19 protein-coding genes and 1 other RNA gene are annotated in these 24,224 nt (G+C 60.0%); 1 reads left to right on the top strand and 19 read right to left on the bottom strand.

Annotated features, from left to right (window positions below; translation table 11 throughout):
* Window positions 1-112: 112 nt before the first annotated feature.
* The 4 genes from rpsI to ssrA all read right to left on the bottom strand — a co-directional run bounded on the left by rpsI (window position 113) and on the right by ssrA (window position 2,725).
* Window positions 113-508 carry a 30S ribosomal protein S9 gene (rpsI, locus tag DXD94_RS06890; protein WP_117763620.1) on the bottom strand — a complete coding sequence of 132 codons (396 nt, stop codon included), beginning with the start codon at window positions 506-508 and terminating at the stop codon, window positions 113-115.
* A 2-nt stretch (window positions 509-510) separates the two neighbouring features.
* The gene (rplM, locus tag DXD94_RS06885; RefSeq protein ID WP_022094635.1) at window positions 511-954 is read right to left on the bottom strand and encodes a 50S ribosomal protein L13; all 444 of its coding nucleotides are present in this window, start codon (window positions 952-954) and stop codon (window positions 511-513) included.
* 157 nt (window positions 955-1,111) lie between these two features.
* Complete coding sequence (locus DXD94_RS06880) at window positions 1,112-1,990, bottom strand: patatin family protein (protein ID WP_117734642.1); 879 nt, start codon at window positions 1,988-1,990, stop codon at window positions 1,112-1,114.
* A 371-nt stretch (window positions 1,991-2,361) separates the two neighbouring features.
* Window positions 2,362-2,725: a transfer-messenger RNA gene (ssrA, locus tag DXD94_RS06875) on the bottom strand.
* A 237-nt stretch (window positions 2,726-2,962) separates the two neighbouring features.
* On the opposite strand from ssrA, the gene DXD94_RS06870 reads away from it, so the two are divergent.
* Window positions 2,963-3,397, top strand: a complete 435-nt coding sequence (locus DXD94_RS06870) for a hypothetical protein (RefSeq protein WP_117763619.1) — start codon at window positions 2,963-2,965, stop codon at window positions 3,395-3,397.
* 58 nt (window positions 3,398-3,455) lie between these two features.
* On the opposite strand, the gene DXD94_RS06865 is transcribed toward DXD94_RS06870, so the two are convergent.
* From DXD94_RS06865 to DXD94_RS06790, 15 genes are all read right to left on the bottom strand, one after another.
* Window positions 3,456-3,971 carry a PIN domain-containing protein gene (locus DXD94_RS06865; RefSeq protein WP_158564806.1) on the bottom strand — a complete coding sequence of 172 codons (516 nt, stop codon included), beginning with the start codon at window positions 3,969-3,971 and terminating at the stop codon, window positions 3,456-3,458.
* Entirely contained in the window at window positions 3,968-4,321 is a 354-nt protein-coding gene (locus tag DXD94_RS09655; protein ID WP_158564805.1) for a hypothetical protein, read from the bottom strand. The genes DXD94_RS06865 and DXD94_RS09655 overlap by 4 nt, the downstream gene beginning before the upstream one ends.
* 139 nt (window positions 4,322-4,460) lie before the next feature.
* Entirely contained in the window at window positions 4,461-5,702 is a 1,242-nt protein-coding gene (locus DXD94_RS06860) for an HAD-IC family P-type ATPase (protein ID WP_233540338.1), read from the bottom strand.
* Window positions 5,703-5,822: 120 nt separating this feature from the next.
* The gene (locus DXD94_RS06855) at window positions 5,823-6,026 is read right to left on the bottom strand and encodes a DUF1490 family protein (RefSeq protein WP_117763616.1); all 204 of its coding nucleotides are present in this window, start codon (window positions 6,024-6,026) and stop codon (window positions 5,823-5,825) included.
* A gap of 482 nt (window positions 6,027-6,508) precedes the next feature.
* A complete protein-coding gene (gene gatB, locus DXD94_RS06850; protein WP_117763615.1) occupies window positions 6,509-8,185 on the bottom strand; it encodes an Asp-tRNA(Asn)/Glu-tRNA(Gln) amidotransferase subunit GatB in 1,677 nt (558 codons plus the stop codon).
* Window positions 8,185-9,699: an Asp-tRNA(Asn)/Glu-tRNA(Gln) amidotransferase subunit GatA gene (gene gatA, locus DXD94_RS06845; protein ID WP_117763614.1), complete on the bottom strand. Its 1,515-nt coding sequence runs from the start codon at window positions 9,697-9,699 to the stop codon at window positions 8,185-8,187. The genes gatB and gatA overlap by 1 nt, the downstream gene beginning before the upstream one ends.
* On the bottom strand, window positions 9,699-10,010 hold the full coding sequence (gene gatC / locus DXD94_RS06840) for an Asp-tRNA(Asn)/Glu-tRNA(Gln) amidotransferase subunit GatC (RefSeq protein ID WP_055250987.1): 312 nt from the start codon (window positions 10,008-10,010) through the stop codon (window positions 9,699-9,701). Before gatC ends, gatA begins: the two co-directional genes overlap by 1 nt.
* A 319-nt stretch (window positions 10,011-10,329) precedes the next feature.
* Complete coding sequence (locus tag DXD94_RS06835; RefSeq protein WP_158550207.1) at window positions 10,330-11,247, bottom strand: class C sortase; 918 nt, start codon at window positions 11,245-11,247, stop codon at window positions 10,330-10,332.
* A 143-nt stretch (window positions 11,248-11,390) separates the two neighbouring features.
* Complete coding sequence (locus tag DXD94_RS09580; protein WP_158564804.1) at window positions 11,391-12,359, bottom strand: MarR family transcriptional regulator; 969 nt, start codon at window positions 12,357-12,359, stop codon at window positions 11,391-11,393.
* Between the two features lie 515 nt (window positions 12,360-12,874).
* Window positions 12,875-14,512, bottom strand: a complete 1,638-nt coding sequence (locus DXD94_RS06820; RefSeq protein WP_158564803.1) for an isopeptide-forming domain-containing fimbrial protein — start codon at window positions 14,510-14,512, stop codon at window positions 12,875-12,877.
* Between the two features lie 114 nt (window positions 14,513-14,626).
* Window positions 14,627-16,291 carry an isopeptide-forming domain-containing fimbrial protein gene (locus DXD94_RS06815; protein ID WP_158564802.1) on the bottom strand — a complete coding sequence of 555 codons (1,665 nt, stop codon included), beginning with the start codon at window positions 16,289-16,291 and terminating at the stop codon, window positions 14,627-14,629.
* Complete coding sequence (locus DXD94_RS06810; RefSeq protein WP_158564801.1) at window positions 16,284-19,394, bottom strand: SpaA isopeptide-forming pilin-related protein; 3,111 nt, start codon at window positions 19,392-19,394, stop codon at window positions 16,284-16,286. The genes DXD94_RS06815 and DXD94_RS06810 overlap by 8 nt, the downstream gene beginning before the upstream one ends.
* Window positions 19,395-20,074: 680 nt before the next feature.
* Window positions 20,075-20,896, bottom strand: a complete 822-nt coding sequence (locus DXD94_RS06800; RefSeq protein ID WP_117763608.1) for an HAD family hydrolase — start codon at window positions 20,894-20,896, stop codon at window positions 20,075-20,077.
* Between the two features lie 210 nt (window positions 20,897-21,106).
* On the bottom strand, window positions 21,107-22,387 hold the full coding sequence (locus DXD94_RS06795) for an MFS transporter (RefSeq protein ID WP_158564800.1): 1,281 nt from the start codon (window positions 22,385-22,387) through the stop codon (window positions 21,107-21,109).
* A 236-nt stretch (window positions 22,388-22,623) separates the two neighbouring features.
* The gene (locus DXD94_RS06790; RefSeq protein WP_117734657.1) at window positions 22,624-24,072 is read right to left on the bottom strand and encodes a family 1 glycosylhydrolase; all 1,449 of its coding nucleotides are present in this window, start codon (window positions 24,070-24,072) and stop codon (window positions 22,624-22,626) included.
* Between the last annotated feature and the right edge of the window lie 152 nt (window positions 24,073-24,224).

Genomic DNA, 24,224 nt, shown 5'->3' with positions numbered 1-24,224 from the left:
TTCCCTAGCAGGCGATATGCAACCGCCCACCCTAGTCGAAAAAGAAAAGCGGGACCCGCCGAGGAATCGGCAGGCCCCGCTTGTACATTGTATCTCGAAAGGAGATAAAACCTTAGCGCTTGGAGAACTGGGGAGCGCGGCGGGCCTTCTTGAGGCCGTACTTCTTGCGCTCGACCACGCGAGCATCGCGCGTAAGGAAACCGGCCTTCTTGAGATCAGCACGGTAGTCGCCAGCGTTCAGAAGAGCGCGAGCAATGCCCAGGCGCAGAGCGCCAGACTGACCGGAGATGCCGCCGCCATCGCACAGAGCGATAACGTCGAACTGACCGGCGGTGTCGGTCACCTTGAAGGGAGCAAGGGCGTTCTCAACGAGCTGATGACGGCCGAAATACTGCTCGGCGTCACGCTTGTTGATGGTCACCCTGCCGGTGCCGGGGACGAGACGGACGCGGGCGACGGCGTTCTTACGACGGCCGGTACCCTGGTAGACAACGGTGTTCTCAGCCATCTTTAAGCCTCCAGCTCAATCTTCGTGGGGTTCTGGGCAGCGTGCGGATGCTCGGCACCAGCGTAGACCTTAAGCTTGGTCATCTGGGCACGGCCGAGGGTGGTCTTGGGCAGCATGCCGCGAACAGCGCGCTCGATGACCTTCTCCGGGTGCTTCTCCATAGCCTGGCGGAAGCTCTCAGCCTTAAGGCCGCCGTTGTAGCCGCTGTGGCGATAATAGGTCTTCGTGTCGGCCTTGTTACCGGTAAGCTGGACCTTATCGGCGTTGATGACGACAACGAAGTCGCCGCAGTCGCTGTTGGGCGTGAACTGAGGCTTGTTCTTACCGCGCAGGATCATTGCGATCTGGGTGGCAAGACGGCCCAGGACAGCACCATCGGCGTCGACGAGAACCCAGTTGCGCTGGACCTCGCCCTGCTTGGCGTAGTGAGTCGATTTCGAAATCACTTAGACTCCTCCATGTACAGTACGTGTTGTTACAGAGATTCACGGGGCTCTGCAAGTAACCCGTCCATATTACCCCGCTCGCCGTACGAGTCAACAGGTATTTTGACTCCGACCAGAGTTTCTGCACATGTCGTCCATGGGTCATGACGTCGCGACACTAGCGCTCGACAAACGCCTCGATATCTCCCAGCAGGCGCTTTGCCTCCTGGCGGCCCTGAATATACAGGTCGAGGAGCTTTGCCGGATCGTGCTCAACATGGCCGACCTCGACCGGCTTTTGCGGAGCAACGACCAGCGCACGGCCCTCACGCTCATACTTCCACAGATGCATGCGCTGGATGTTATAGCGGTCGTGGCGCGTCTCGATAGCCTCAAGCAGATAGGGGTAGTCGGCATAGCGGGCTCGTGCGGCGGGCATAAACTCGTAGGGCTTTTTCTCGTACGAGCGGTCCTGCGTGACAATGACGACCGCGCGATCGAAGCCTGCCTCCTCCAGCACGTGCTCGATGGGGACCGAATCGGCTACGCCACCGTCGACGTATTTGTGCCCGTCAATCTCGACCGGTGGCGTCACCAGCGGCAGCGACGTCGATGCGCGCACGGCGTCGAGGTCGAGCACGGCACTTTTGACCGACAGGTACGCGGCGGTTCCAAAGAGCATGTCCGTCGCGACGGCGTACATCTCGATGGGGCTCGCGTCGAACGTCTCGCTGTCAAAGGGATCCAGGCGGTCCTGGACATCGTTGAAGATAAAGTCGTAGCCGACGATGGAGCCCGTGGACGCAAACGATGCGGCGCCCATGAAGCGGTTGTCGTTGCAGAAAGCCAGGTTGATACGGTTAGCACGGCCGATCTGGTGCGACTTGTAGTTCACGCCGTTGAGGGCGCCGGCCGATACGCCATATACCGCCGGAATCTCGACGCCGGCCTCCATGAGAACGTCGAGAACGCCCGCGGTAAACTGCCCGCGAAAACTACCGCCCTCCAGGACGAGCGCGACCCTGCCGGCGTTCTTTGCTTTATCTTCTGCAGTCATGTTGACCTCCTGCTGTTTCGTTTTGGCCTTCTTCTACCCAGTTTTGGGATGGAGGGCGTGTAGGTTTTGGAGTTGAGGAGGGCGGGGCGGCTGGCGGAAAGCACGTCTCACTCTGCGTTGCTGCGGGGCACGGCAGGCTGCAGCGCGATCGGCATCGCGTCTATATCTAGTCGAGGCATTGCGCGGAGAATCCGCGTATTTGCTTCGCAAATCCGCACCGGCTTCGGCCGCCTGCCGGCGTCCTCGCCCGCGGGCTAAAAACGCTCACGCGTTTTCTTTACGCCCGCGCCCTGCATAGAGTTCGATTCTCCGCGGTACGGGCTGGAAATAAAAAGGCAGGTAGATACGAATATCTACCTGCCTATTACTTGTGGTGGAGGCGCGGAGAATCGAACTCCGGTCCACGAAAGCCCCCTGATTGGCATCTCCAAGCTCAGTCGCTGGTTTTGTCTCGGACGCTTTGCGCGCAGCGACACGCTCGCGGCGTCCTAACCGGTTCGGTCTTAGCCTGCGCCATACCGATTACGTGCGCAGGAGCATTCCCCTAAAATGACGTCGCGCCGGTGTCGGGGAAATCACCGGGTTGACGCGCCGCTATAAATTAGGCAGCGAGAGCCATAGGCTCAAAAGAAGAGTTGTTGTCAATTCAATTTGACGGTACCCCTGTTTAACGAGGCGAGGAGACCTCGGCTTGCTTCCTCTCTCAGAGCTATCGTGTCGAAACCAGTCGCCCCCGAATGTCGGGAAAGTCTGGATGGCATTGGGCACGAGTACCCAACAGCCGTCGACTTTTCAAGGAACATACGGGGCGAGCCCCGCTTGTGGAGTGCTATCTTACCACGTTCTAAAGGCAGACAGATGTTCTATCCACGAGCTGTGAAGACCCCAATGTGCGCTGTACTTCGCACTTTTGCTACCGATCGCGTCACGTATATTTTCGCCAAGCACAATTGACCCGTCGAAAGGACCGTTATGGATACCAAGCAGCAACTCGTCAATGCCCTCGTGGGCCTGGGCTCAACCATTACCGAAGCCATGGATGTCATTGAGGGCTTTGTCCCCTGCGGACATCCCGCCCTCACGGTATCGAACGCATTCGTCGCGCTGGACGCTGACGATGATGCAGCTCTCGCCCAGCAGCTTGAGACCGTCGAGGACTTTATCGACCACGTGAGTGAGAACCGCGGCGTGGCCGCCTACCACGGCATCGAAGTCGAGCTCGCGGGTCCCAAGGCTGATCTGCTCGCAGCAATCCGCGAGGTAGGCGCCCTCATGCAAACCGCAGGCGTCAAGAACACCCAGGTCAACGAGTGGGTCTATCGCAGTCTGGCAGTACTCGACAGCTCCGACGAAAAGGCGGCCGAGCAGCTCGCAGAAAGTCCCGCCATTAAGGCCGAGCTTTTGTAAATAGCAGACGTGGGCCCCTTGGCTCATCGTCGTCCAAGAAGCCCGCAAGCAGTTCGCGTCAACCGATAGCCGCGCCGTCGCGTTTGGCCAAAGCAAGAATCGGCATCATTTGACGAGGTGTCTTTGCTGCAAGATCGGCATGTTCGAGCAGTTTGCGATCGTTAGTTACCAAGTAATCAACCTGCGCGCGCTTGCATGCGGCGAGCACCAAGTTGTCCTCGTAATCGCGATGGAGCGTCAGATATTTGTCGGCCAGCCAAAGATCCGACGCATCTGCACCCACGGCCGTGGCGTTTTCGGTCATATTTCGAACAAACGCCAGCGCCGCATCGCCAATCGCGCGGGCAGAAGCCTCGTCGAGCGCTCCCCCGCTGGCAAGAACGCTACGCTTCAGCTCGTGTTGGACAACGTACAGCACGTCCTTAGCGATATGCACCGGAAAGAACAGCAACGCCCCCGTCTCCGTCGCCCGCCCAATAAACGCACGCGCGGCAAGCGACTCGGCATGGTCGACGCAAAACGAATCAACCCATACGTTGGCATCCACCATTATTTTGAGGGGAGCCCCGCTCACAGGATCATCCCCTTTTGGCGATAGCGCTCGTCCATGGCTTCCGAATAGATTGTGTCCCAATCGCGATCGTCGGATACGTGCGACGTAGCGATGCCCAGGTCCGCGTAAAGCTGATCCGCCGCCGCCCATGATGCGGCGAACGGAGTATCGGGCGCGATGGTCTGCCGCCGGTCGTCGACGGCCGCAAGCACTTCCTCGCACTGCCCGCCACCCTGCGCGACCTTGGCCACCACCTTTTTGATGAGCTCAGGCAGTGACCTGCCCGAAAGCTGCAGCGCTTCCTCGGCGCGCTCTTTAACCGAGCGATCTACGCGAACATTCACCTGCGCCATGCTGCCAACGGTAGCCATCTCAACCTCACCTTCAGCATTTACTAGCAGTGCTAGCACGATCATATATTTGAGCTAACATCTCGTCAAACAAAAGAAGGCCTGCACCCTGGCGGCATCGCAGCCGCCAGGGTGCAGGCCATATACTCAATCGAAAACGCTAACGCAGGTACGCCTTTGCGTTGCCCAGGCTGTAGGCGATCGTTGAGCCGTTGTGCAGCAGTGACGACGTCTGCGGAGTGATCATGCCGATAATACCCAATGCCAACAGCGCCGAGTTGGTGAGCATCACCTTAGAATAGGAACTCGTCAGATGATCAATGAGGCCCTGGCTCATGCGGCGCAGGCGCACGAGTGCGGCGAGATCCGTGTCGGCCAGGATGATGTCGGCGACCTCCTTGGCAATGTCGCTTCCACCGCCCATGGCCAGACCCACATCGGCCAGGCCCAGCGCCGGTGAGTCGTTGACGCCGTCGCCCACCATGGCAACGTGGCGCCCCTCGCGCTTAATCCGCTCCACATAGGCGTACTTGTCCTCGGGCAGCAGCTCGGCCTTAAACTCGTCGACACCCGCCTCGCGCGCAATGCGCTCGGCCGTGCGCTCGGAGTCGCCCGTAAGCATAACGACATGTTTGACGCCCAGCGCATGCAGGTCGGCGATGGCCTCACGGGCCCCGGGCTTGAGCGGATCCTCGATGCCGAGCACGCCGACAACCTTGCCGTCGACCGCCAGATACAGCGGCGACAGGCCCTGCATCTGGGACTCGATTTGCTCCTTATTGTCGGAATCGAGCTGCGCACTCTCGTCCTCAAACACAAAGTGCACGGAACCGATGATGGCGCGACGCCCTTCGATGGACGAAGCGATGCCGTGCGCCACGATGTACTCGACGGCGGCATGGCGCTCGCGGTGTTCGAGCCCACGCTCGCGAGCAGCGTTGATGACTGCGCGCGCCACCGGATGCGGGAAATGCTCCTCCAGGCAGGCAGAAAGGCGCAGGACCTCATCCTCGCTCCAGCCGTCGGTCGTCAGCACGCAAGCCAGGCGCGGCTGCACCAGCTCATGAAGGGCAGCGCGCAAAAATGCGATGTAACCGGCCACGACAAACACCGCACGCAGAGGCGTCGGCAAGAACCAGCGGCGCGCGTAGTGGGCGCCGAAAAGTGTGGCAAAATCCATGACGAGCTTGTGCTTGCGTGGCTCAAGCTGCATCACGTAACCCGTCTTTGCGTCGGCAATGGCCTGGGCATCGAGCGCACCGACGGCGGCCAGCACGGCATCGCGGTGCGGCTCATCGTATTCGAGTGCCATCTGGCCGATGCGGCCATAAACGCGCACCTTGTGCACGCCGTCGATATCGCCGCTAAGCTTAAGAAGTGCATCGAGATCACTCTCTGGCACAGGACCCGCCAATTGAAGACGGGTCCTGCCGGGGATCTCGCTCATAATCGAGAATCTCATAGTTTGTGCCTGGGAGCGTTACTCGGCTGCCTCGTCAGCAGCGGCCTCGCTCTGGGTGATTTAGGCCGCCTCGGCAACCATGTCGTCGACATTAGCCTTGGCCTGCTCGATCATGTCCTGGTAGGCGTTCTTGATGCGCATGCCGCACGCGATACCCTGCACGCAGGCGTTCTTGACCGGAGCGCTGGTGAGCAGCTTGATGCCGTCCGTGCCGAGCAGAAAACCGCCACCGACAAGCAGGGTATTGAACGTCGACTTCTTCATGTTGCTTCTCCCTTTTGCCGCATTGGACGCGGCACGGTGCCTCAGCACCCGAGTAAACAAGTTTGCTTGAGCACACTTTTAGAAAATAGTTTAGTTCATCTAACTATTAAGGTCAACATAGGTTAACTTTTTGGAAATCTTGGAGTCCAAATTCCATTCAGCCCACCTGACCCGAACGGCCGAGTCGTCACGGAACCCGGGAGCCCCGGCAGGGCGGGTGCTTCCTCAAAATGATTTCCCTTCAAAACAATGGGCGTGCCGACGGCACGCCCATTCACTCTATTCCATTCAGCCACCTGACCCGAAAGGCCGAGTCGTCAGGGCGGGGAAGGCCATCGGGCGGGCGGGGCCCGGGCCTTTGCTCGCAACGAGTTCCGCACGCAAAGGAGGCGCCAGTGGCGCCTCCGTCTTGCGCAGGACTGTCCGAAGTTGAGAGTAAAGGCCCGGGCCCCGCCCGCCCGATGGCCTTCCCTGCCCGTGTGCTACGCGAGCGCCTTTCTCAGCAACTCGTTGAAGAGTTTCGGGTTGCCCTTGCCGCGGCTCGCCTTCATGCACTGGCCCACCAAAAAGCCGATGACCTTCTGGTTGCCGTCACGATACTGCTGCGCCTGATCGGCGCAGTTTGCCAGCACCTCGTCCACGATCGGCTGCAGCGCGCCGGCATCGCTCACCTGACGCATACCGCGCTCGTCGACGATCTTGTTGGGGTCGTCGCCAGTTTGGGCCATGGCCTCAAAGACCTCGTGCGCCTGGTTGGAACTGATGGCATCGGTCGCCAGTAGCTTGGCAAGCGCTGCCACCTGGGCCGGCGCGATGCCGGACTCGGCCAGCGAGACGCCCACGCTCTTAAGATAGGCGATCATCTCGTTGACCAGCAGGTTTGCGACCGTCTGGGCCTCCTTGCCGGCCATACCGGCAGCGGCGGCCTCAAAGAAGTCGGCAAACTCCGGGTCGCCGGCAATCTGCTCGGCGTCGGCCGCCTTAATGCCAAAGTCGGCCTCAAAACGGGCGCGCTTGGCATCGGGCAGCTCGGGAATCTCGCCACGGCAGCGATCGATGAACTCGTCATCCAGATCGAACGGCGCCAAGTCGGGGTCGGGGAACAGACGATAGTCGTCGGCCGTCTCCTTGACGCGCATGACCACGGTGCGCTTGCGGCTGGGCTCCCAGTGGCGGGTCTCCTGGTAGATGATGCCGCCCTCCTCGAGCACCTCGGCCTGACGGCAGATCTCGTAGGCAAGGCCGTCGTGCAGGCTCTTAAACGAGTTGAGGTTCTTGAGCTCGGTCTTGGTGCCCAGCTTGGTCTCGCCGCGGCGACGCAGGCTCACGTTGCCGTCGCAGCGCATGGAGCCCTTCTCCATGGAGCAGTCGGAAATACCCAGCGTCACAAAGATGCGACGGAGCTTTTCCATAAACAGGCGCGCCTCCTCGGGCGTGCGCAGATCGGGCTCGGTCACGAGCTCAATCAAAGGCGTGCCGCAGCGGTTGTAGTCGACGAGCGACTCGGCCGCGGCGGTGATGCGGCCCTCGGCGCCGCCCACGTGCACCATCTTGGCGGCGTCCTCCTCCATGTGGATGCGCAGGATGCGGATGGGCACCGTGTAGGAACCGTCCTCGCGACGCTCGGGCATCTGCAGGTTGGAGGCATCGTAGCTCGCCAGATGGCCGGCGCGCTGATTGCCCTCGCGCATCGTGGAGGACATGGACGTAGACAAGCCCTCGGCATTGGCCGAGGCGCTCGCCAGGCTCTGGGCCTCGGCCTCGCCAAACGCGCAGTCGGGGCGCTCGGCGGCACCGCGACCGGTCACGTCCAGATCCAGATGACCGTACATGGCAAAGGCGACCGGGCCCTGCGTGGTCTGGAAGTTCTTGGCCATGTCGGGATAGAAGTAGTGCTTGCGGTAGAACATCGAGTGGCGCTGGATCTCGCAGTTGGTGGCGAGACCGGCCTTGACGATGCTCTCGATGGCGCGCTTGTTGGGCACCGGCAGGGCGCCGGGCAGGCCCAGGCACACCGGGCACACGTTGGCGTTGGGCTCGTCATCGTGGCTGAGCTTGCAGTTGCAGAACATCTTGGTATCGAGTGCGGTGAGCTCGGTATGGATCTCCAGGCCGATCACGGCCTCCCAATCCTGCAGGACCTCGGAAAGCTCCTTCATTACAGCTCGCCTCCCTTCCCGGCAAAATCGGGCGCGACGGAAAGCGCGGGCGCACCCGTGGCGGCATCGGCAAAGCCGCGCTCCAGGGCGCGGGCAAACGTGAGCAGCTGACGGTCCTTAAACGCCGGACCCACCAGCTGGGCAGAAACGGGCAGCTGAGTATCCTCGCCCAGGCCCAGCGGCACCGAGATACCGCCGTTGCCGCAAATGTTGAGCGAGATGGTGTACAGGTCGGAGAGGTACATCTGCGTGGGGTCGCTGATCTCGCCAAACTTAAAGGCCGTGCGCGGCGAGGCGGGCATAAGGATGGTGTCCACCTTGGCATACGCGGCGTCGTAGTCCTGCGTGATGAGCGTGCGAGCCTTTTGTGCGGCATAGTAGTACTTGTCGTACACGCCCGAGGAGAGCAGGTAGGCGCCGAGCATCTGGCGGCGCTTGGCCTCGGCACCAAAGCCGTGGGCGCGGCTGAGCGAGCTCTGGTCGGACAGGTTGGCGCAGCCTTCCTCCTGGTAGCCATAGCGAATGCCGTCAAAACGGGCCAGGTTTGAGAACGCCTCGGCCGGGCCGATGACGTAGTAGGCGGCGATGGCAGCGTCCAGGTGCGGCAGGTCGACCTCCACGAGCTCGGCGCCCTGGTTCTGCAACTCCTGGGCGGCACGCTCAACAGCGGCCTTGACCTCGGGCGTCAGGCCCTCGGCCTCCATAAACGCGGGGATGATACCCACGCGCTTGCCCTCGATGCTGTCGTTGAGATGCTCGGTAAAGTCGACGGTACAATCCTGGCTGGTGCAGTCGTACGGATCGTGACCCGCACCGGTAAGCGCATTCATGGCCAGCGCGACATCCTCGACCGTGCGGCCAAAGGGTCCCACCTGGTCGAGCGACGAGCCAAAGGCAACCACGCCGTAACGGCTCACGGCGCCATACGTGGGCTTAAAGCCCACCACGCCGCAGAGCGACGCCGGCTGGCGAATGGAGCCGCCGGTGTCCGAACCCAGCGAGAGAGCGACCTCGCCCGCGGCGACGGCGGCAGCGGAGCCGCCCGAGGAGCCGCCAGGCACGCGCTCGGTATCCCAGGGGTTGTTGGTGCGGTGGAACGCCGAGCTCTCGGTAGAGCTACCAAAGGCAAACTCGTCCATGTTAGCCTTGCCCATGGGCAGGCAGCCGGCGTCGAGCATGCGCTGGACGCAGGTGGCGGTGTAGACGCTCTTGTAGTTCTCGAGCATGCGGGAAGCGCAGGTGGTGCGCGTGCCCACGAGGTTCATGTTGTCCTTAATGGCCAGCGGCACGCCCGCGAGCGGGGGCAGCGGCTTGCCTGCGGCACGGTCGGCATCCACGCGCGCAGCGGCCTCGAGCGCGAGCTCGGGCGACACCTGCAGGAATGCCTGGACCCCGCCCTCGCGCGCCTCGATGGCGGCAAGAGAGGCCTGGGCCACCTCGGTAGCGGTAAAGTCACCGGCGGCAACGCCCGCGGCGATCTGGGCGGCGGTAAGGGAATCGAAGCTCTGCGCCATTACTCGCTCTCCCCCTCTCCCAAAATGGACGGCACACGGAAGTAGCGGTCGCGCGCGCTGCCAGCGTTTTCGAGCGCAACGTCGAGCGGCAGGTCGCGCTCGGGCTCGCGCAGGTCATCGCCCATCACGTTGGACAGGCTTCCGATAGGATGGAACGTGGGCTCCACGTCGGGCAAGTCATATTGCAAGACGGGCTCGAGCATCTGGACGGCGTCGTTCATGTAGGACGTCATCTGGGTGAGCTCGTCATCGGTCAGTGCGATCTTTGCGTACTCGGCGATGCCGCGCACGTCTTTCTCGCTGAGTGCCATAGGCGCTCCCTTCCGCATAACAGATAAACCGCTCTAGTATACAAGGCAACGCCGGCTTGGAGCAGACGCTTTACCCAAATGCAGCGAAAACGTAACGAGGGCGGCGGTTGGCAGGCTGCGGGCCGGCGGTTCTGCAACGAAACCGCACCGTCCATAGTGAATACCGTCCCGCCCACAACGAAAACCATCACAACATTCGACGCTTTTCGTCAAAATCGCGATTTTCATCGAATGTTGTGATGGTTTAGAAGTCCCGACCACCACAAAGGTGCCTGTCCCCTTTGTGGTGGTTCTCTTTGTGGTGGTTCTGAAGAATGTCTTATGCCGAGGCCTTGGCCTTGCGGCGCTTGCGGACCGCGTGGATCACGATGTCCAGCAGCAACAGCACAATGGCCACGACTACAATAAGCACGGCAAACTCGCGCTTGCCCCAGTGGCGGCCGGCCAGCGACTTTTGCTTGTCGACGTCCTTCTTGTTGTACTTGGTGCGCACGCAATGCACCAGCAGGCGATGGTCGTTCACGCCGTAGGGCGTGCAGGTGACGAGCGTCACCTTGTCGGCGCCGGGCTCGATGGTCAGCGACTCCATCTCCTCGGGCAGCACCACCTCGGAGTCCACCATCTTGTAGGCGAGCGTCTTGTTCATGGTGTGCAGCAGCACCAGGTCGCCGGGCTCCAGCGAGTGAATGTCGTCGAACATGCTCAGGTTGCGCATGCCCGAGTGCGCGGTGAGCACGCAATGCGTCGAGGTGCCGCCAACCGGCAGGCTCGTGCCCTCCAGGTGGCCGACGCCCGCCATGAGGACTTCCTCGCTCGTGCCGTGGTAGATGGGCATGCTCACGTCGATGGAGGGGATCTCGACCCAGCTCATCATGGGGTCGCGGTCAAAGATGAGCTGCTGAGCGTAGGGCTCGATCTGGTCGGTGGGAAGCTCGGTGGCCTCGCCCGCCAGCTGCTCGTTAAAGGAGCGCGCCTGGAGCAGAATGCGCTCGCGCTCTTCGGCAGACAGCGCGTCCACGGTGCTGGACACGGTGCTGATCTGGTTGAACACGCCCGAGGCCTCGAGCCGGTCCAAGATCCACGGCCAGGTCATAAGACCCACGCCAATAAGGATGATGACGATGGTGATGAGCCGATCGGCCCAGCGCGGCAGTCGCTTGCGACGGCGTTTGGACTTTGGTTGAGGTTTGGGCTGAGGGCTTGAGCCACCGTTGGCCGCGGCGTTATTGCTCTTCATATGTTTGGCGCCCTGCACCATCGCCGGTCACTCCTCTACAACTCAAGTTGTCTAAACAAATAATAGCCGATTAGCGAACTTCTGCCGCGGGCAACGCAGCTAGGACCGAAACGCCGCCTACGGTTCGAATTCTTGGAGACCTTCTACAGCGCTTCTTGCCATGGATATTCCTTTCCAAACATGCGATCGACTTCGAGCTGAATTCGCTCATCGTCGATTGCCGCCAAAGATAGCGCAAGCGAAATTTCATCGACCCGGGAGGATTCGGCAAACACGGGTGCATAGCGCCACACTTGGATCATCGCCGTCTCGTTATCCGGCAACTCCCCGTCTGCGACTTCGAGGTCGCTCAGTTGACGCCATGTACTTCTTAAGACGGCCTTTTGTTCCATGCCCGGCACAGCGAGCATGGAACGCGCAGCGAGAGCCGTCTCCCCGGCGTCAACAAGATAGTCGATCTGCGGCGTCTTCCTTGCAAAAAAGACCTTCGAGACAGGCGAGGAGAGCTCTGCCATGTGCTCACTGAGCAGAAGATCGACGGCAACAGGGAACACGACGACACGTCGCTCGCGACGCTCGCGCCTCGCGAGTCCCCTGTCGACAAGCTCGGTTATGGCCTCACTCGCGCGGCTTGCCGAGATTCCAAGCGCACGACAAAGGTCATAGGGACGATATGGCTCCTGGGCTGCTCCCCAGATTGCGGCAGCCTGTGCGTTGGGTGACATCTTGGTCGCGTGATTGCGAAACCGGGCACCGCCCCTCTCCGTGCAGGCTGTACCCATAAATGGAAGAAAAGCCTGTCTACCCGGGCAGACAAAGGGAATCCCTTGTGCGACCAATGCTTTGCGCTGACGTGCATCGGCATCAGGAAATGAAACGACAACAGGAGTCTCCGCGCGCAAGGCTAGCTGACTATAGACCCTCTTAGCCTCGGGAAGCCCGACGCCAGTAGGCAAACTTACAAGCAAAAACGAAAAACCGTTTGCGTCAACAGCGCGGACCTCAATCGCCCGCAGATGCAGCGGCAAGTGCGCGGATCCAGGCCAATTTTTGGTCTTGGCGGAGAGGCCTAGTGCTTCTTGTAAGTAGATTAGCGCTTCGTTCATTTCCATCGTTTTCGTTTGATTCCAGTTTATATTGGAATTATACATAATTTTCGGAATTAACGAGCTTCCTCTTATGCATAGGCCCGCATTTGCGTTTTCAAAATGTCCCGAATCGGCTGGGCGATTCGGGATACAATATCAATAGAAAACGACGCACCCCGCGTAAATGTTTGGGAGCGCGGGCGGCCTAGTTTTCAGCTTTTGTTAAATGCCCGGGCCTCTAACCCCGGGCATTCTTATTTGCGCTTGTTGCGGCGCAAATGCCTTCTACCGTCCGCACCGCGCGTGCGCCTACGGACCTTAAACCGAACCTCATACGAGTCAAGAAACGCGATGACGAACGTACCCGCATCGGACGGTGGAGGCTGGCTGCCTTCTCCCAAAAAAGAACGGGGCAGACTCCAGTGCGGAGTCTGCCCCGAAAAGAGAATAGCAAAGCAAGAACGTCGATGGACGAGAAAAGTGTCCGCAAGTCTCATGGCCATCACATCCCACCTGCCAAAGGGATGGGTGAGTGAGCGTTACTCCTGCTCGGACTCCTCAGCCTGCTTACGGCTGCGGATGAGGTGTGCCACGCCGATGCACAGCACTGCGCTGCCAGCGATCCAAGTGAAGGTCACGCCATTAAGACCGGTCAGCGGGAGGCCGGAGCCTTTCTTGTTCTTGACGGTAAGAGTGACGGTGCCGCTATCAAAGGAGGGGGTAGCGACGAGGTCAGAGCCATTCTTGGATGTGGTCACCTGCAGCGCATTCGCGCCCTCGTTCTGATCAAGACCCGTGGCAGTAATGGTGAACGTGAAATCGGACAGGGTGTTATAGCCGTCGAGCGTATGGGTCTCCTTGACCGTATAGGTGCCAGCATCGAGGCCCTTGACGCTGATTTCGCCCTTACCATCAGTCGTAAACTCATAAGCAGTATCGCCAAAAGAGCCGTCCTCTTGGACATACTGGATGCCAGTACCCTCGTCGGCGCCGGTCGCCTGGATGGTGAACTTTACGCCCGAGAGCTTAACGTCGGAATCAGCAGAGTCTTCCTTGACGAGCTTGAGTGCATAGGTGTAGTCGCGCACGGTGTCGGGCACGGATTCGCCCTTGCCATCATGGCCGGGGTTGTTGGAGTAGATGAGCTTGACGGTATTCTCATTGCCCTCGCCACCGACAACGACCTTTTTAGCCTTGTCGGGATCAAGTTTGGCGGTGTAGGTCACAACGATCTTGGAATTCGGCGTGACGGTTGCGCCCGAACTTTTAAGATCATCGAACGTGACAGTCAGAAGGTTATTGTCGTTCTCCTGGTCGTAGGAAACAGCGTACTTGTCAGGATCAATCTTAGCCCCATCGACCCTAACCTCAACAGAAGCCTGATTGGCAGTCAGGCCGGCAGAGAGCTCGTCATGGAACTGATAGTAATACGTATCGAATGTATCGACGTTCTTAGCGACGGTACCGGTAAGCTGGTACTCAACATCCTGGCCCATCTGGGAGTCAGCCTTGTCAGCCCAATTGCTGTTGGACTTGTCGTCCATGACCTTCTTCTCGACCGTGGGGATGTCCGTCTTCTCGGCAACCTCCACAGCACTGCCGCCCACGACGGCGAAAATCGGCGAGGTACCGGTCTGCTTCTTATCGGCGTAATTGTCCTTGGCTCCAATCGATGCGGCGTCGGTCATGAACAGGTAATACCCCTTGTTCGTGGCGGTAAAGGCGGCACCGGCATCAAAAGCCTCACCGGTCGGGGGCACGGCTTTTTCGACAGCCAGGGCAATCTTATTGAGAAGATTATCCTTCTCCACGACCGTGGTAGCAGTGGTATCCGCAATCGTCTTGGAAAGGTAGTCGGCAACCTCCTGCGCGGTCGAGGCATCGGAGATACCCGACCCGCTCTCGCCCTTAAGGACCCCCAGGACGGCAGCCTCCGCCTGATCGCTCGCCCAGCTGACATTGGACACGACCTTCTTTCCGTCCTTGTCCAAGACATCGGCCTTAAAGATCTGATACGCCTTGAACCTGGTGGCTCCGTTGTTCGCGTTCTGCGTGATGGTGATGGTGTTGACGCCCTCAGCCGCAAACGCCATCGTGACCGGGGCCATAACTCCGCCGAAGCTCAGGGCTGCTGTGAGGCCGGCGGTTACTGCTAGGCGTGCGATGTTCTTGTTCATGTGCATCTTCTTTCCTCTGCTTTCTACTTTGTAACTCATTCGATCGGTCATCATCTGTCTGTGTCTTAGCATCTACTTCGCTACGTCTCGCCCCGCTCTCTGTGGGGCTGCCAGCTACTCTTTATGGCTGCCACCTCCCCGCTTGACCAGGAGCGCGACCACGATGAGTGCGGCTCCGGCGACCGCTGCGGCGGCCGCGGCGTACATTGCCATATCGCCAGTCGAGGGCATAAAGCCTCCGGTGGTAATGCTAGGGGGTGTGCCGGTGGGCGTGTTAATGAGCGACGCCTCCAGGCTGCCCGTCGACCCGTCCGCGCTGTCGGCGCGCAGGGGCGACTCGGCCGTGATGGTGAGTTTGGGCTTGGCGGCGGCCACTTGGTCGACGTCCAAACCCTCGGCCTTGACCGTCACGGAGCGCGTGCCCTCAAAGGCGGTGTAGCCCTTGGGCGCCCTGAGCTCACGGACCTCCAGCTTGCCCGAGTCCACGCCCGAGACGGTCACGCGGCCGTCCTCGCCCGTGGTGACGGTGGCCTTGCCCTCCGCATCCCACGTGCCGTCGGCCGCCAGTGTGCGACCGCGGCCGTCGGCGATGCTCAGGACCGCCCCGGCAAGCGGCTTGTCGCCGTCGCTGCCGCGCTTGGTGAGCGCGAGATCCCAGGTGTAGGCGCACGCATCGTCGCTCGGCGTGCGGGTAAAGCCGGCGTCGCCGGACTGGTCGGCAAAGGGAGAGCGCGGGTAGCGCAGGTAGACCTCGTTGGGGTTGCCCTTCGCGATGCCGTGGTTGCATGCGCTGTTGAGCGGCGCATTGTACACGGCGACCACGCGGGCGCCCGCGGTGAAGGCGTCGGCCCCGCCGAGCGCGGCGATGAGGTCGCCGGTGCGCACGGTGAAGGTCTTACCGTCGACCGAGACCCTGCACTGGGCCGTGATGTCGGTCCAGCCCTTCGCGGGCTCGGTGCCGGCGCGACCGTCCTTGCCAGCCGAAACGGCGTCGAAGCCGCCGTCCGCGCCCGCCGCCACGTACACGCGCATGCTCGCGGCGACCTTGGAGAGGTCGAGCCCCGCGCTCATGGTGTCGACGAACTGCACCGTATAGGTGTCGTAGGCGGTAAGACCCGCCGGGACCGTGGCCGAGAGGCGCCAGTACAGGTCGTCGGCGACCGTGGCGTCGGCGGCCTTCTGCCAGGCGGCGGTGCTGTCCTCCAGCACGTGCTTAGCGACCTTGGGGGTCGCGGCCTTGGGCTTGACGGTGACGGCGCTGCCGCCCACAAGAGTCATGATCGGCGCGGTGCCGGCCTCGCCCTCGGCGATGGCGTCGTCGTCGGCGACGATGAGCCAGTAGCCGCAGGGCAGCTCGGCCGTCGTGCCCGCATTAAGGGCCTTGAACACGGCGCCAGAGCTCTGGAGGGAACGAGCGAGCTGTGCGCTCAGCGCGCTCGTAAGGTGGGAATCGGTGTTGAGCCATTCGGCAGCTTCCTGCGCGGTGGTCCGGGATTTGGGCATGCCGGCGCCGTGCAGCACAGGCAGCGCGACGTCGCGCACGGCGTCGCTTACCCAGGCGAGGTCGGTGGCGATCTTGGCGTCGTTGTCGCCGTCGACGACGTTGGCGCTAAAGATCCGGTAGGCGTCGTAGCTGCTCGCCACGGTGCCGCTCACCGTGATGGAACCGTTCGAGGTCGGCGCGGCCTGCGCGGATGCGGGGAACACAACCGCGCAGGTGCCGATCAGGAGGGCAAGCAGCGCAAACAAGATCGGGAAGGAGCAAACTTTCTTATTCACGACGCTCGCCTCCCTTCGCATTCGCCTTGCGACGAATGTGCATCCAGGCCGCAGCAGCGCAAAGCACCGCCGCGCCGGCAAGGTACGTCAGAGTGACGCCCGACATACCAGAAAGGGGCAAAGAGGTGGAGTAGGTGTTGGTGAAGGTGGAGGCGGGGATGGCGTTGGGCTCGGCGGCGGAGGGTTGAACCACGACGCCCTGCCCGTTCTCACCCAGGGCGTTGCCCATGTCGTCCTTCATCTGCGTAACGGTGGTAGAGGTGGTAAGACCGGTGTACTTGCCAGTGGTCTCATTCATGTCGGCCTTCACCGTGACGGCAACCTGGTACTCGGCCTTGGAGTAGCGGAGCTTATCGATGGCACCGGTGGTAGGCGCGACCTCCTTCACCGTGTAGGTGTAGGTCTTGGCGTAATCTTTATTGGTGCCTGCTTCAGTGGACAGGTGCGACTTGTTGAACGTCATGGCGCCAAAGGTCGCCGTGATGTTGTTGAGCTTGGTGGCGTCGGCCTCCCCTGCCTCTGGGGCAACAGAAATCTTGGGCTCTTTGGGCATGGGGGATGTGTCTGCGTAGTCACCCGTAGCCTCAATGCTGAACTCGAACGGCACATAGTTGCCGTCGGCCGTAGGCCAATCCGTATTGCGAACAGATTTGGTCACCGGGATCGTTACGGACGTAGCACTGCACTTGTCGGAGATGTAGTACGTAGCGCCACTAACGATGCTCGGCTGCTCGTTCTCTTTCCACGTAATGGAGCCGTTTGTGCTGTCCACCGTGATCGTGTAGGTGTTCTTGTTCAGTTCGTAGCCAAACGGAGCCTGGGTCTCCGTGAGCGTATACGTGCCCGGCAGCAGGCCCTCGAGCTTGAACTTGCCAGGCGCGGTGTCGGTGTCTACCCACGTGGTATCGCTCGAAGTCGACTGGTCGCTCACCTGATCTCTCACGGTCCAGGACTGGTTAACGGCCGCACCATCGGCGTCATTAGTCTTGGTGAGTTTCCACTCAGAACCAGCCAAAGGAGTGTGTTTTGTGTCGCCCTCCGCCACCTTGGTCCAAGACACCGTACCGGTAATCTTGGCGTTGGGGATGGCGCTCTGCGGACTGGAAATCTCGTTGCCGTTTGTGCCCACGTTGCCCACAAGGTTGAGTTCATCGCCCGTGTGGAACATCTTCGAGGTATAGATCGCATTGGAAAGCTCGTAGCCCTCCGGCGCCTTAGTCTCGCGAATGTAGTACGTGAAGTAGTCTTTGTCATCAGGGTTGCCAATATTGGCCTTCTGGTTCAGGTAGTTGAACTGAATGGTGCCAACGGCAGGATCGGAGTCATTCTTGCCGTTATCCACAATGGAGACGATACGTTTCTCATCCTTCCGTGCATTGTCCTCAGTCGCGTAGATGGCCCACTCGGAACCCGCGAGCGGTTTGTCGTCCGCCGCATCGACCTTGCTCCACGCAATGGCAGAGCCGTCCGGTGTATACGACCCGGACCACGGGAAATTGTGACGCTCCTGGTCCATGTCGATAACGGAGGCTGTATTTCCCTCACCAAATTTTGCGGCAATCTTCGGGCTGTTCATTGAGAAATCGACGCCCACATAAACGCGGCCGCTGGTGGTCACATGGTCATCGAAGCTGCCATCGGGTACAAGGATGCTGCCGATCATAGCCGCCGCAGGATCGTCGTCAGTCCACTTAGCACCGCGGACTGTGCCACCGTATCCCCAGTCCGCGCGGTCCTCTCCCGCGATGCCGCCTCGAATGGTAAGGCTGGTGGTATCGACGAAGTTCCACATGATGGACTGGGAAGCCGTCGCGTATGCCTCGCCCAGCTCCTTGCCGGAATATTGAGTTTCGTAACCACGCGAAATCTCGGTACCGTTCCACCAAAAGCGCCAGCCATTGTGAAACTCAATATTCGAAGGTCCGGTAACGTTCACAACAACCGAGGCGCCCTCGGGAATGTCCACGAATGCGAAATCAACGCCACGATAATACTCGTTGTTGTATGTATTGCTCAGCTGAGAAGCATCGATGGTGAACACCTGCTGCATAGAGGTGTTGTCGCCCTTAAACGTGATAAGACGCTCGCTATTCTTGAATCGCTTACCATTGAGCGACGTATCGGCGCAGTCCTCATTGATGGTCTTATACGACCCATCAAACACCAGGCCATAGCTACAATCCGTATTGTTGTACTTGTTGATGATGTAGCGGTTGTCCTTATCGCACGCCTGAGCAACGCCGTAGCTCACTATGCCCGTCGTCGCAAACGAATTCAGCTGATTAGAAAGCGTGTTGAGATAGCCTGTCTCTCCGCTGTAATTCGAATAATCCTTGCCATTAATGTCCATGAGGCAGTTAACTTGGTTGAACAGAGTACTGTCCTGAGCGTTCTCGCCCTCGCACCAATTGCCCTGCGTTGTCACCACAGACTGGCGCTCGTTATTAGTATTCCAATAGGTAATGGGACCGGCGATCTTCGCGGTGTAGTCACAGCCAATGGCTTCAGCGTTATGTGAGCTCTTTTGCTTACCAACCCAGGCACCCTTGTTCCACGCGCCAACGGAAGCCAATGCGGGCTTGCTTGTACCAACCTGGATTTCTTTGATAGAGGTCGCGTTACTCAAGCCCGCGACCGCAAGAACGACGCTGCCCGCAGAAGGACGAAACTGCGCACCAAAGCCAACGGTACCGAAGCGAAATCCCGCGCCAGACACATTGTTATTATAATCCGTGTAAGGCCAGCTCTCCTTGAGGGGATTGAGCGCAAGCTTACCCTGCACGACGGTAAGGCCCTCGGCCTCGACGGCATATGAACCTGCAACGTTGCCGCGTGTGAGGTAGGAGGGGTCCGCAGGCTTGCCTCCTACGTACATGTCCCTTCCAACGAATGTGGCAACGCCGGGATCGTTTTGCGCGGTGGTGACGTCCGTACCGATACCAATGGACGTTGGCTTGTAGATGCCCGGAGTGAGAATGGAAGCGAGGGGTACAGCATCTTCCGCGCTTGCGGTGGAGACCGCACTAAACGGCGACAACAGAGTGCTCACTACGAGAACAGTTGCCATAAAGCTACATGCGGCGAACTTCTTCACTTTGAGCACCCCATTACAGTTTCCTCGGTAAAAACTGTCTGGGTGTCGCTGGCGATGGCCTGCGAGATCGGGGGCATAACGAGCGACAGTACCAGGCTCAAAACGGAAGCTCCGCACAAAACACCTGCTAGTACACGATGTGTCGCTTTATTACTCTGCTTAGATTTATCTGAATTTGCTTTCATCGATGTCTCCTCCTCAAGAGACCGCGATCTTGCTCTTTCACTATCAAACGTATCTGCGCAATCTGTAATTGCGCTCGCGTAGTAATACTATTGTAACTGTTGTTTAAACATCCGAGCAACAAAACCGACATTTTTGTAGCCAGTTCTCAATTCTCTTGACATTTGCTCGGATTAACCTTCGTTTATTCGCTATGAAATATCTATTTCTACTGGTAATTAAGCTAGTTATCAGTTTTTTAATAGCATTTTATTTATTTGCACGACATTTTGCTCAAGAGCAAGCGTCCTGTGAACGGTCGAAAATCGACCGTGAACGGTAGGTCATTAACCGGGAGGAATAGACTACTAAATTGATGGGAATATCTTTAACCCATCGGTAGTTAGAAGCGTAATGTTCAGACAACAATATTTGAATTTTCGCGCAGATTTTAGGCATCAATTCGCCCAAATCGCCTGAGGCCACCACAAAGGTGCCTGCCCCTTCGTGGTGGTTCTCCCCCGGCGCTACAGCAGATGCTCCTCGATAAAGATCGCGATGCCGTCTTTGTCGTTGCTGGCGGTTACAAAATCGGCGGCGGCACGGGTGGCGTCGCTGCCATTTGCCATGGCCACGCCCACGCCGGCGTCGGCCACCATGCAGGTGTCGTTGTCCGCATCGCCAAACACGCAGATGTTCTGGAGCTCCATGTCGTTGAGCTCCGCCACGCGCACAAGGCCGCGCGTCTTGGACACGCGCGGATCCATGAACTCGTAGAGCCGCTGCGTGGTTTGCAGAGCCGCCGCCTTAACAGTGTTATCGGCAAACGTCGACGCCCGCTCAATCACCTGCGGCATCACCTCGGGTGCCATGGTAAACATCACCTTGGGCTGCGGCTCGCGCAAAAACTCGGCAAAATCGACCACCTTGTAGGACACGCCGTCGACGCGCGACAGGTGCTCGACGCACGCGTTGCTCTCGGGCACGTAGAACACGCCGTCTCGGGGGCAGACGGGCGTTGCCGGAAGGTCCGCCATGTGCTTGCAGATGCGCGCGATGGTCTCGCCCGGCAGCGGATAGCTCAGCTCGTTGATATCGTGCGCGCGGTCGATGACCTCGGCGCCACCGCAGCCCACGAGCACGTCCACCAGGCCTTCGATGCCCCAGAGCTCGTACATGGCCTCGGTCGCGTGGGCGTCGCGCCCGGTGCACAGGCCAAAGAGCACGCCGCGCTCGCGCAGGGCGCGGATCGCCGCCACGGTGCGCGGGGACACCGTGTGCTGGCTCGTGAGCAGCGTGCCGTCGATATCGCAGAACACGGCTTTGATGTGGCTGAAGGTGGTGTCCATGGGGGCCTTTCTGGGTTGTGCGGCGGTGTGGAGTGTATTCGTGAACGGCGTACATCGTATACCAAGGCGCAGGCGCGGCCCGTCAAAGCAAAATCCACCACAAAGGTGCCTGGCCCCTTTGTGGTGGAAGTGACGTTTGCGGGCCAAACCATCACAACATTCGACGTTTTTCGGCAAAATCGTGATTTTCATCGAATGTTGTGATGGTCTTTACTGCTTTACGGCACGATCCAAATGGCAGCGCCCAAACAGCAGCAACGCCGCGGGGACTGCCGTCACGACCATGCCTGCTCCGATGAGCGTCTGCTGCACGCCAAACGTCGCCGCCAGCCACGGGGCAATCGCCAGCGGGGCCACGCCGGCGAACATGTTGCCAAAGCCCATAACCGAGTTCACGCGGCCGAGCTGCTCAAGCGGTGCCGTCGTTTGCACAATGGTGTTGTGGAGCGGGTTGACGACACCCCAAGCTATGCCCAGGGCGATCTGGCCGACGAGGGCCACGCCCACGTACGGTGTCCCCACATAGAGCAGACTTCCCAGGCCCACGGACATGAGCGCCACGAGCAGTGTTTTAAGGTTGACCAGGTGCGGCGGCAAGCGGAGCGCGAGCACGGCACCCAGCACCGCGCCCACACCCGAGGCCGACGAAAGCCAGCCCATCCACTCAACGCCGACGCGTAGGACATCGCGGTAGAAGAACGACTCCAGCGGATCGAAGGCTCCGTAGCCAAAGTTCGAAAGAAAAATGATGCAGAAAAGTAGCGCGAGGACGCTGTTGGTGAAGACTGTCTTGATGCTGGCTGCGAAGGTGGCGCGGGCGGACGTGCTGGGGTTGGAGCTTTGTCCCGCACGCTCCCCTTCCTCTGCCGAATCGGCATCCGCATGCCCGGCGACATGGCTGGTCTGCGACCTAAAGCCCCAGCCGGCAACGAGCGCCAGCACGGTAAAGAGCATCATGAGCACGAACACCGCGCGTGACGATGCAGCAGCCGCGACAAAGCCGCCCAGCGTGGGGCCAACGATGATACTCACGTTTGAGAACATGGCAATGGCGGAGTTGATGTCTTTGAGCTCGACGGGGTCATTGGTGAGATAGGCCGGATAGGACGTGGCAATGGGCTGAGCGAATCCCATCGTAAAGCCTAGGAACACCGCGCCGAGCAGGACGACGCCGGTCGCGCCACCAAAAGCGATGATTGCCGTGCCAGTTGCGAGAGCGCCGATGATGCTCAGCAAGAAATGGCGGCGCGGACCCCAGGCGTCGAGCTCCGCGCCACCCGCAAAGGATCCCAGGATCACAAATACATTCATAAACAGGACAGCCAGCGATGTCGCGATGACCGAAGCGCCGTCCGCATAGGTGAGCGTTCCGATAACGCCGATAAAGTAGCTGGTCTGAAAACCGGTGTAGATGAGAAAGCGCATCGCCACCAGGCGCTTGGCCTGCACGGAAAGCGATGATTGAGGCTTTGAGAAAAGAGAGACGAGCATGGAGACTCCTTGTTTCATACGAATGTGGACGGCGGGCATTCGCCACCGTCTGTCAAATCAATCTATCCGCATGAAACATTAAGGACGCATCAAGCCCCTTTTCTCCGTTTTTCGCCCGTCATGAACTACTTGGTAGATTGTAAGGCATGTCCCACACATCTACCAAAGCAAAATCCACCACAAAGGTGCCTGGCCCCTTTGTGGTGGTTGCGACGTTTACGCTGGTTGAGACTTGGCTAGGCCAGGTCGGCGCCGTTGGTGGCGATGACCTTCTTGTACCAGAAGAAGCTGTCCTTGCGGCTGCGGGCGAGCGTGCCGTTGCCGTCGTTGTCCTTGTCGACGTAGATGAAGCCGTAGCGCTTCTTCATCTCGCCGGTCGAGGCGCTCACCAAATCGATGCAGCCCCACATGGTGTAGCCCATCAGGTCCACGCCGTCCTCGATGGCAATCTCCATCTGCTTGATATGCTCGCGCAGGTAATCGATGCGGTAGCCGTCGTGAATCGCACCGTCCGCCTCGACCTCGTCCACCGCGCCCAGGCCGTTCTCGACGATCATCAGCGGCACCTGGTAGCGGTCGTAGACCTCCTCCAGGTAGTAACGCAGGCCCTCGGGGTCGATCGCCCAACCCCAATCGCTCTTCTTGAGGTACTCGTTGCCGGCGCCACCAAAGATGTTGCCCTGCTCCAGCAGCACCGGGTCAGCCGTGGCCGTGGCGCTCATGTAGTAGCTAAAGCTGTAGAAGTCGACCTTGCCGGCGGCCAGCGTGGCGGCGTCCTCGGGCGAAACCTCCACGTGCACGCCTTCGCGGCGCCACACGCTGGGCGCCCACGAGGGATACGCACCGCGCACCTGCACGTCGCCGCAGTAGAAGTTCATCTCGCGCTGCTGCTTTTGTGCGGCCAGAACGTCTGCCGGATTGCACGTGTGCGGGTAGCAGGCGTTGCCGGCGATCATGCAGCCGATCTTGTTCTGGGGATCGATCTGATGGCCCATGGTGACGCACTTGGCGCTCGCCAGGAACTGATGGTGCAGGGCATCGAAGCGCGCCTGCGGGTCGTCCCAGTCGCAGTCGCCAAAGGCCATGGGCGTGTCGGTTGCCTCGGGCACCATGCCGCCGCCCATCACGCCGCCAAAGCCGCCCATGAGCAGGCAATTGATTTCGTTAAAGGTGAGCCAGTAGCGCACCAGGCCCTTGTACTCGGTCATGACGGTGCAGGCGTAGTTGAGGTAGAAATCGATGAGCTTGGGGTTCTTCCAGCCTCCGTAGTTTTTGGACAGACCATAAGGCAGCTCATAGTGGCTAAGGGTGACCATGGGCTCGATGCCCTGCTCCTGACAGGCCTGGAACACACGGCGGTAGAACTCGATGCCGGCCTGGTTGGGCTCGGCCTCGTCGCCGTTGGGGAAGATACGGCTCCAGTTGATGGACATGCGGTAGCACTTAAAGCCCATCTCGCCAAAAAGCTTGATGTCGTCGAGATAGTGATGGTACATGTCCACGGCCTCGTGGCTGGGATAGTGGTACTGGGGCAGAATGCCGTCGGTAATGTGGCGCGGCTCGGAGACCGTGCCGCCGGTCATGATGTCGGGAACGCCGAGGCCCTTGCCGTCCTCGTTGTATCCGCCTTCGCACTGATTGGCGGCAGTGGCACCGCCCCACAGAAATCCATCGGGAAAAGCCATGTTGGCTCCTTTCGTACGTGTTGGGATGTTGCGTGGACGCCGAAGCGGCGTCCACGAGGTAATTTGCGTCCCGATCGGAGTTCGCGTTGAGTCGGCCGCCACGAAACCGGCCCATCTACTACGTTTAGTCGTGAACCCCCGACCACGCCGCA

It is taken from the genome of Collinsella sp. TM10-22 (assembly GCF_003466125.1).
Taxonomy (GTDB): Bacteria; Actinomycetota; Coriobacteriia; order Coriobacteriales; family Coriobacteriaceae; genus Collinsella.
This window is presented reverse-complemented; position numbering and strand designations above follow the sequence as displayed.

Coding starts and splice junctions, on each gene's coding strand:
- rpsI (WP_117763620.1), bottom strand. CDS start 508: ATGGCTGAGAACACCGTTGTCTACCAGGGTACCGGCCGTCGTAAGAAC.
- DXD94_RS06880 (WP_117734642.1), bottom strand. CDS start 1,990: ATGACTGCAGAAGATAAAGCAAAGAACGCCGGCAGGGTCGCGCTCGTC.
- DXD94_RS06870 (WP_117763619.1), top strand. CDS start 2,963: ATGGATACCAAGCAGCAACTCGTCAATGCCCTCGTGGGCCTGGGCTCA.
- DXD94_RS09655 (WP_158564805.1), bottom strand. CDS start 4,321: ATGGCTACCGTTGGCAGCATGGCGCAGGTGAATGTTCGCGTAGATCGC.
- DXD94_RS06855 (WP_117763616.1), bottom strand. CDS start 6,026: ATGAAGAAGTCGACGTTCAATACCCTGCTTGTCGGTGGCGGTTTTCTG.
- gatB (WP_117763615.1), bottom strand. CDS start 8,185: ATGAAGGAGCTTTCCGAGGTCCTGCAGGATTGGGAGGCCGTGATCGGC.
- gatA (WP_117763614.1), bottom strand. CDS start 9,699: ATGGCGCAGAGCTTCGATTCCCTTACCGCCGCCCAGATCGCCGCGGGC.
- gatC (WP_055250987.1), bottom strand. CDS start 10,010: ATGGCACTCAGCGAGAAAGACGTGCGCGGCATCGCCGAGTACGCAAAG.
- DXD94_RS06835 (WP_158550207.1), bottom strand. CDS start 11,247: ATGAAGAGCAATAACGCCGCGGCCAACGGTGGCTCAAGCCCTCAGCCC.
- DXD94_RS09580 (WP_158564804.1), bottom strand. CDS start 12,359: ATGGAAATGAACGAAGCGCTAATCTACTTACAAGAAGCACTAGGCCTC.
- DXD94_RS06820 (WP_158564803.1), bottom strand. CDS start 14,512: ATGAACAAGAACATCGCACGCCTAGCAGTAACCGCCGGCCTCACAGCA.
- DXD94_RS06800 (WP_117763608.1), bottom strand. CDS start 20,896: ATGGACACCACCTTCAGCCACATCAAAGCCGTGTTCTGCGATATCGAC.
- DXD94_RS06795 (WP_158564800.1), bottom strand. CDS start 22,387: ATGCTCGTCTCTCTTTTCTCAAAGCCTCAATCATCGCTTTCCGTGCAG.
- DXD94_RS06790 (WP_117734657.1), bottom strand. CDS start 24,072: ATGGCTTTTCCCGATGGATTTCTGTGGGGCGGTGCCACTGCCGCCAAT.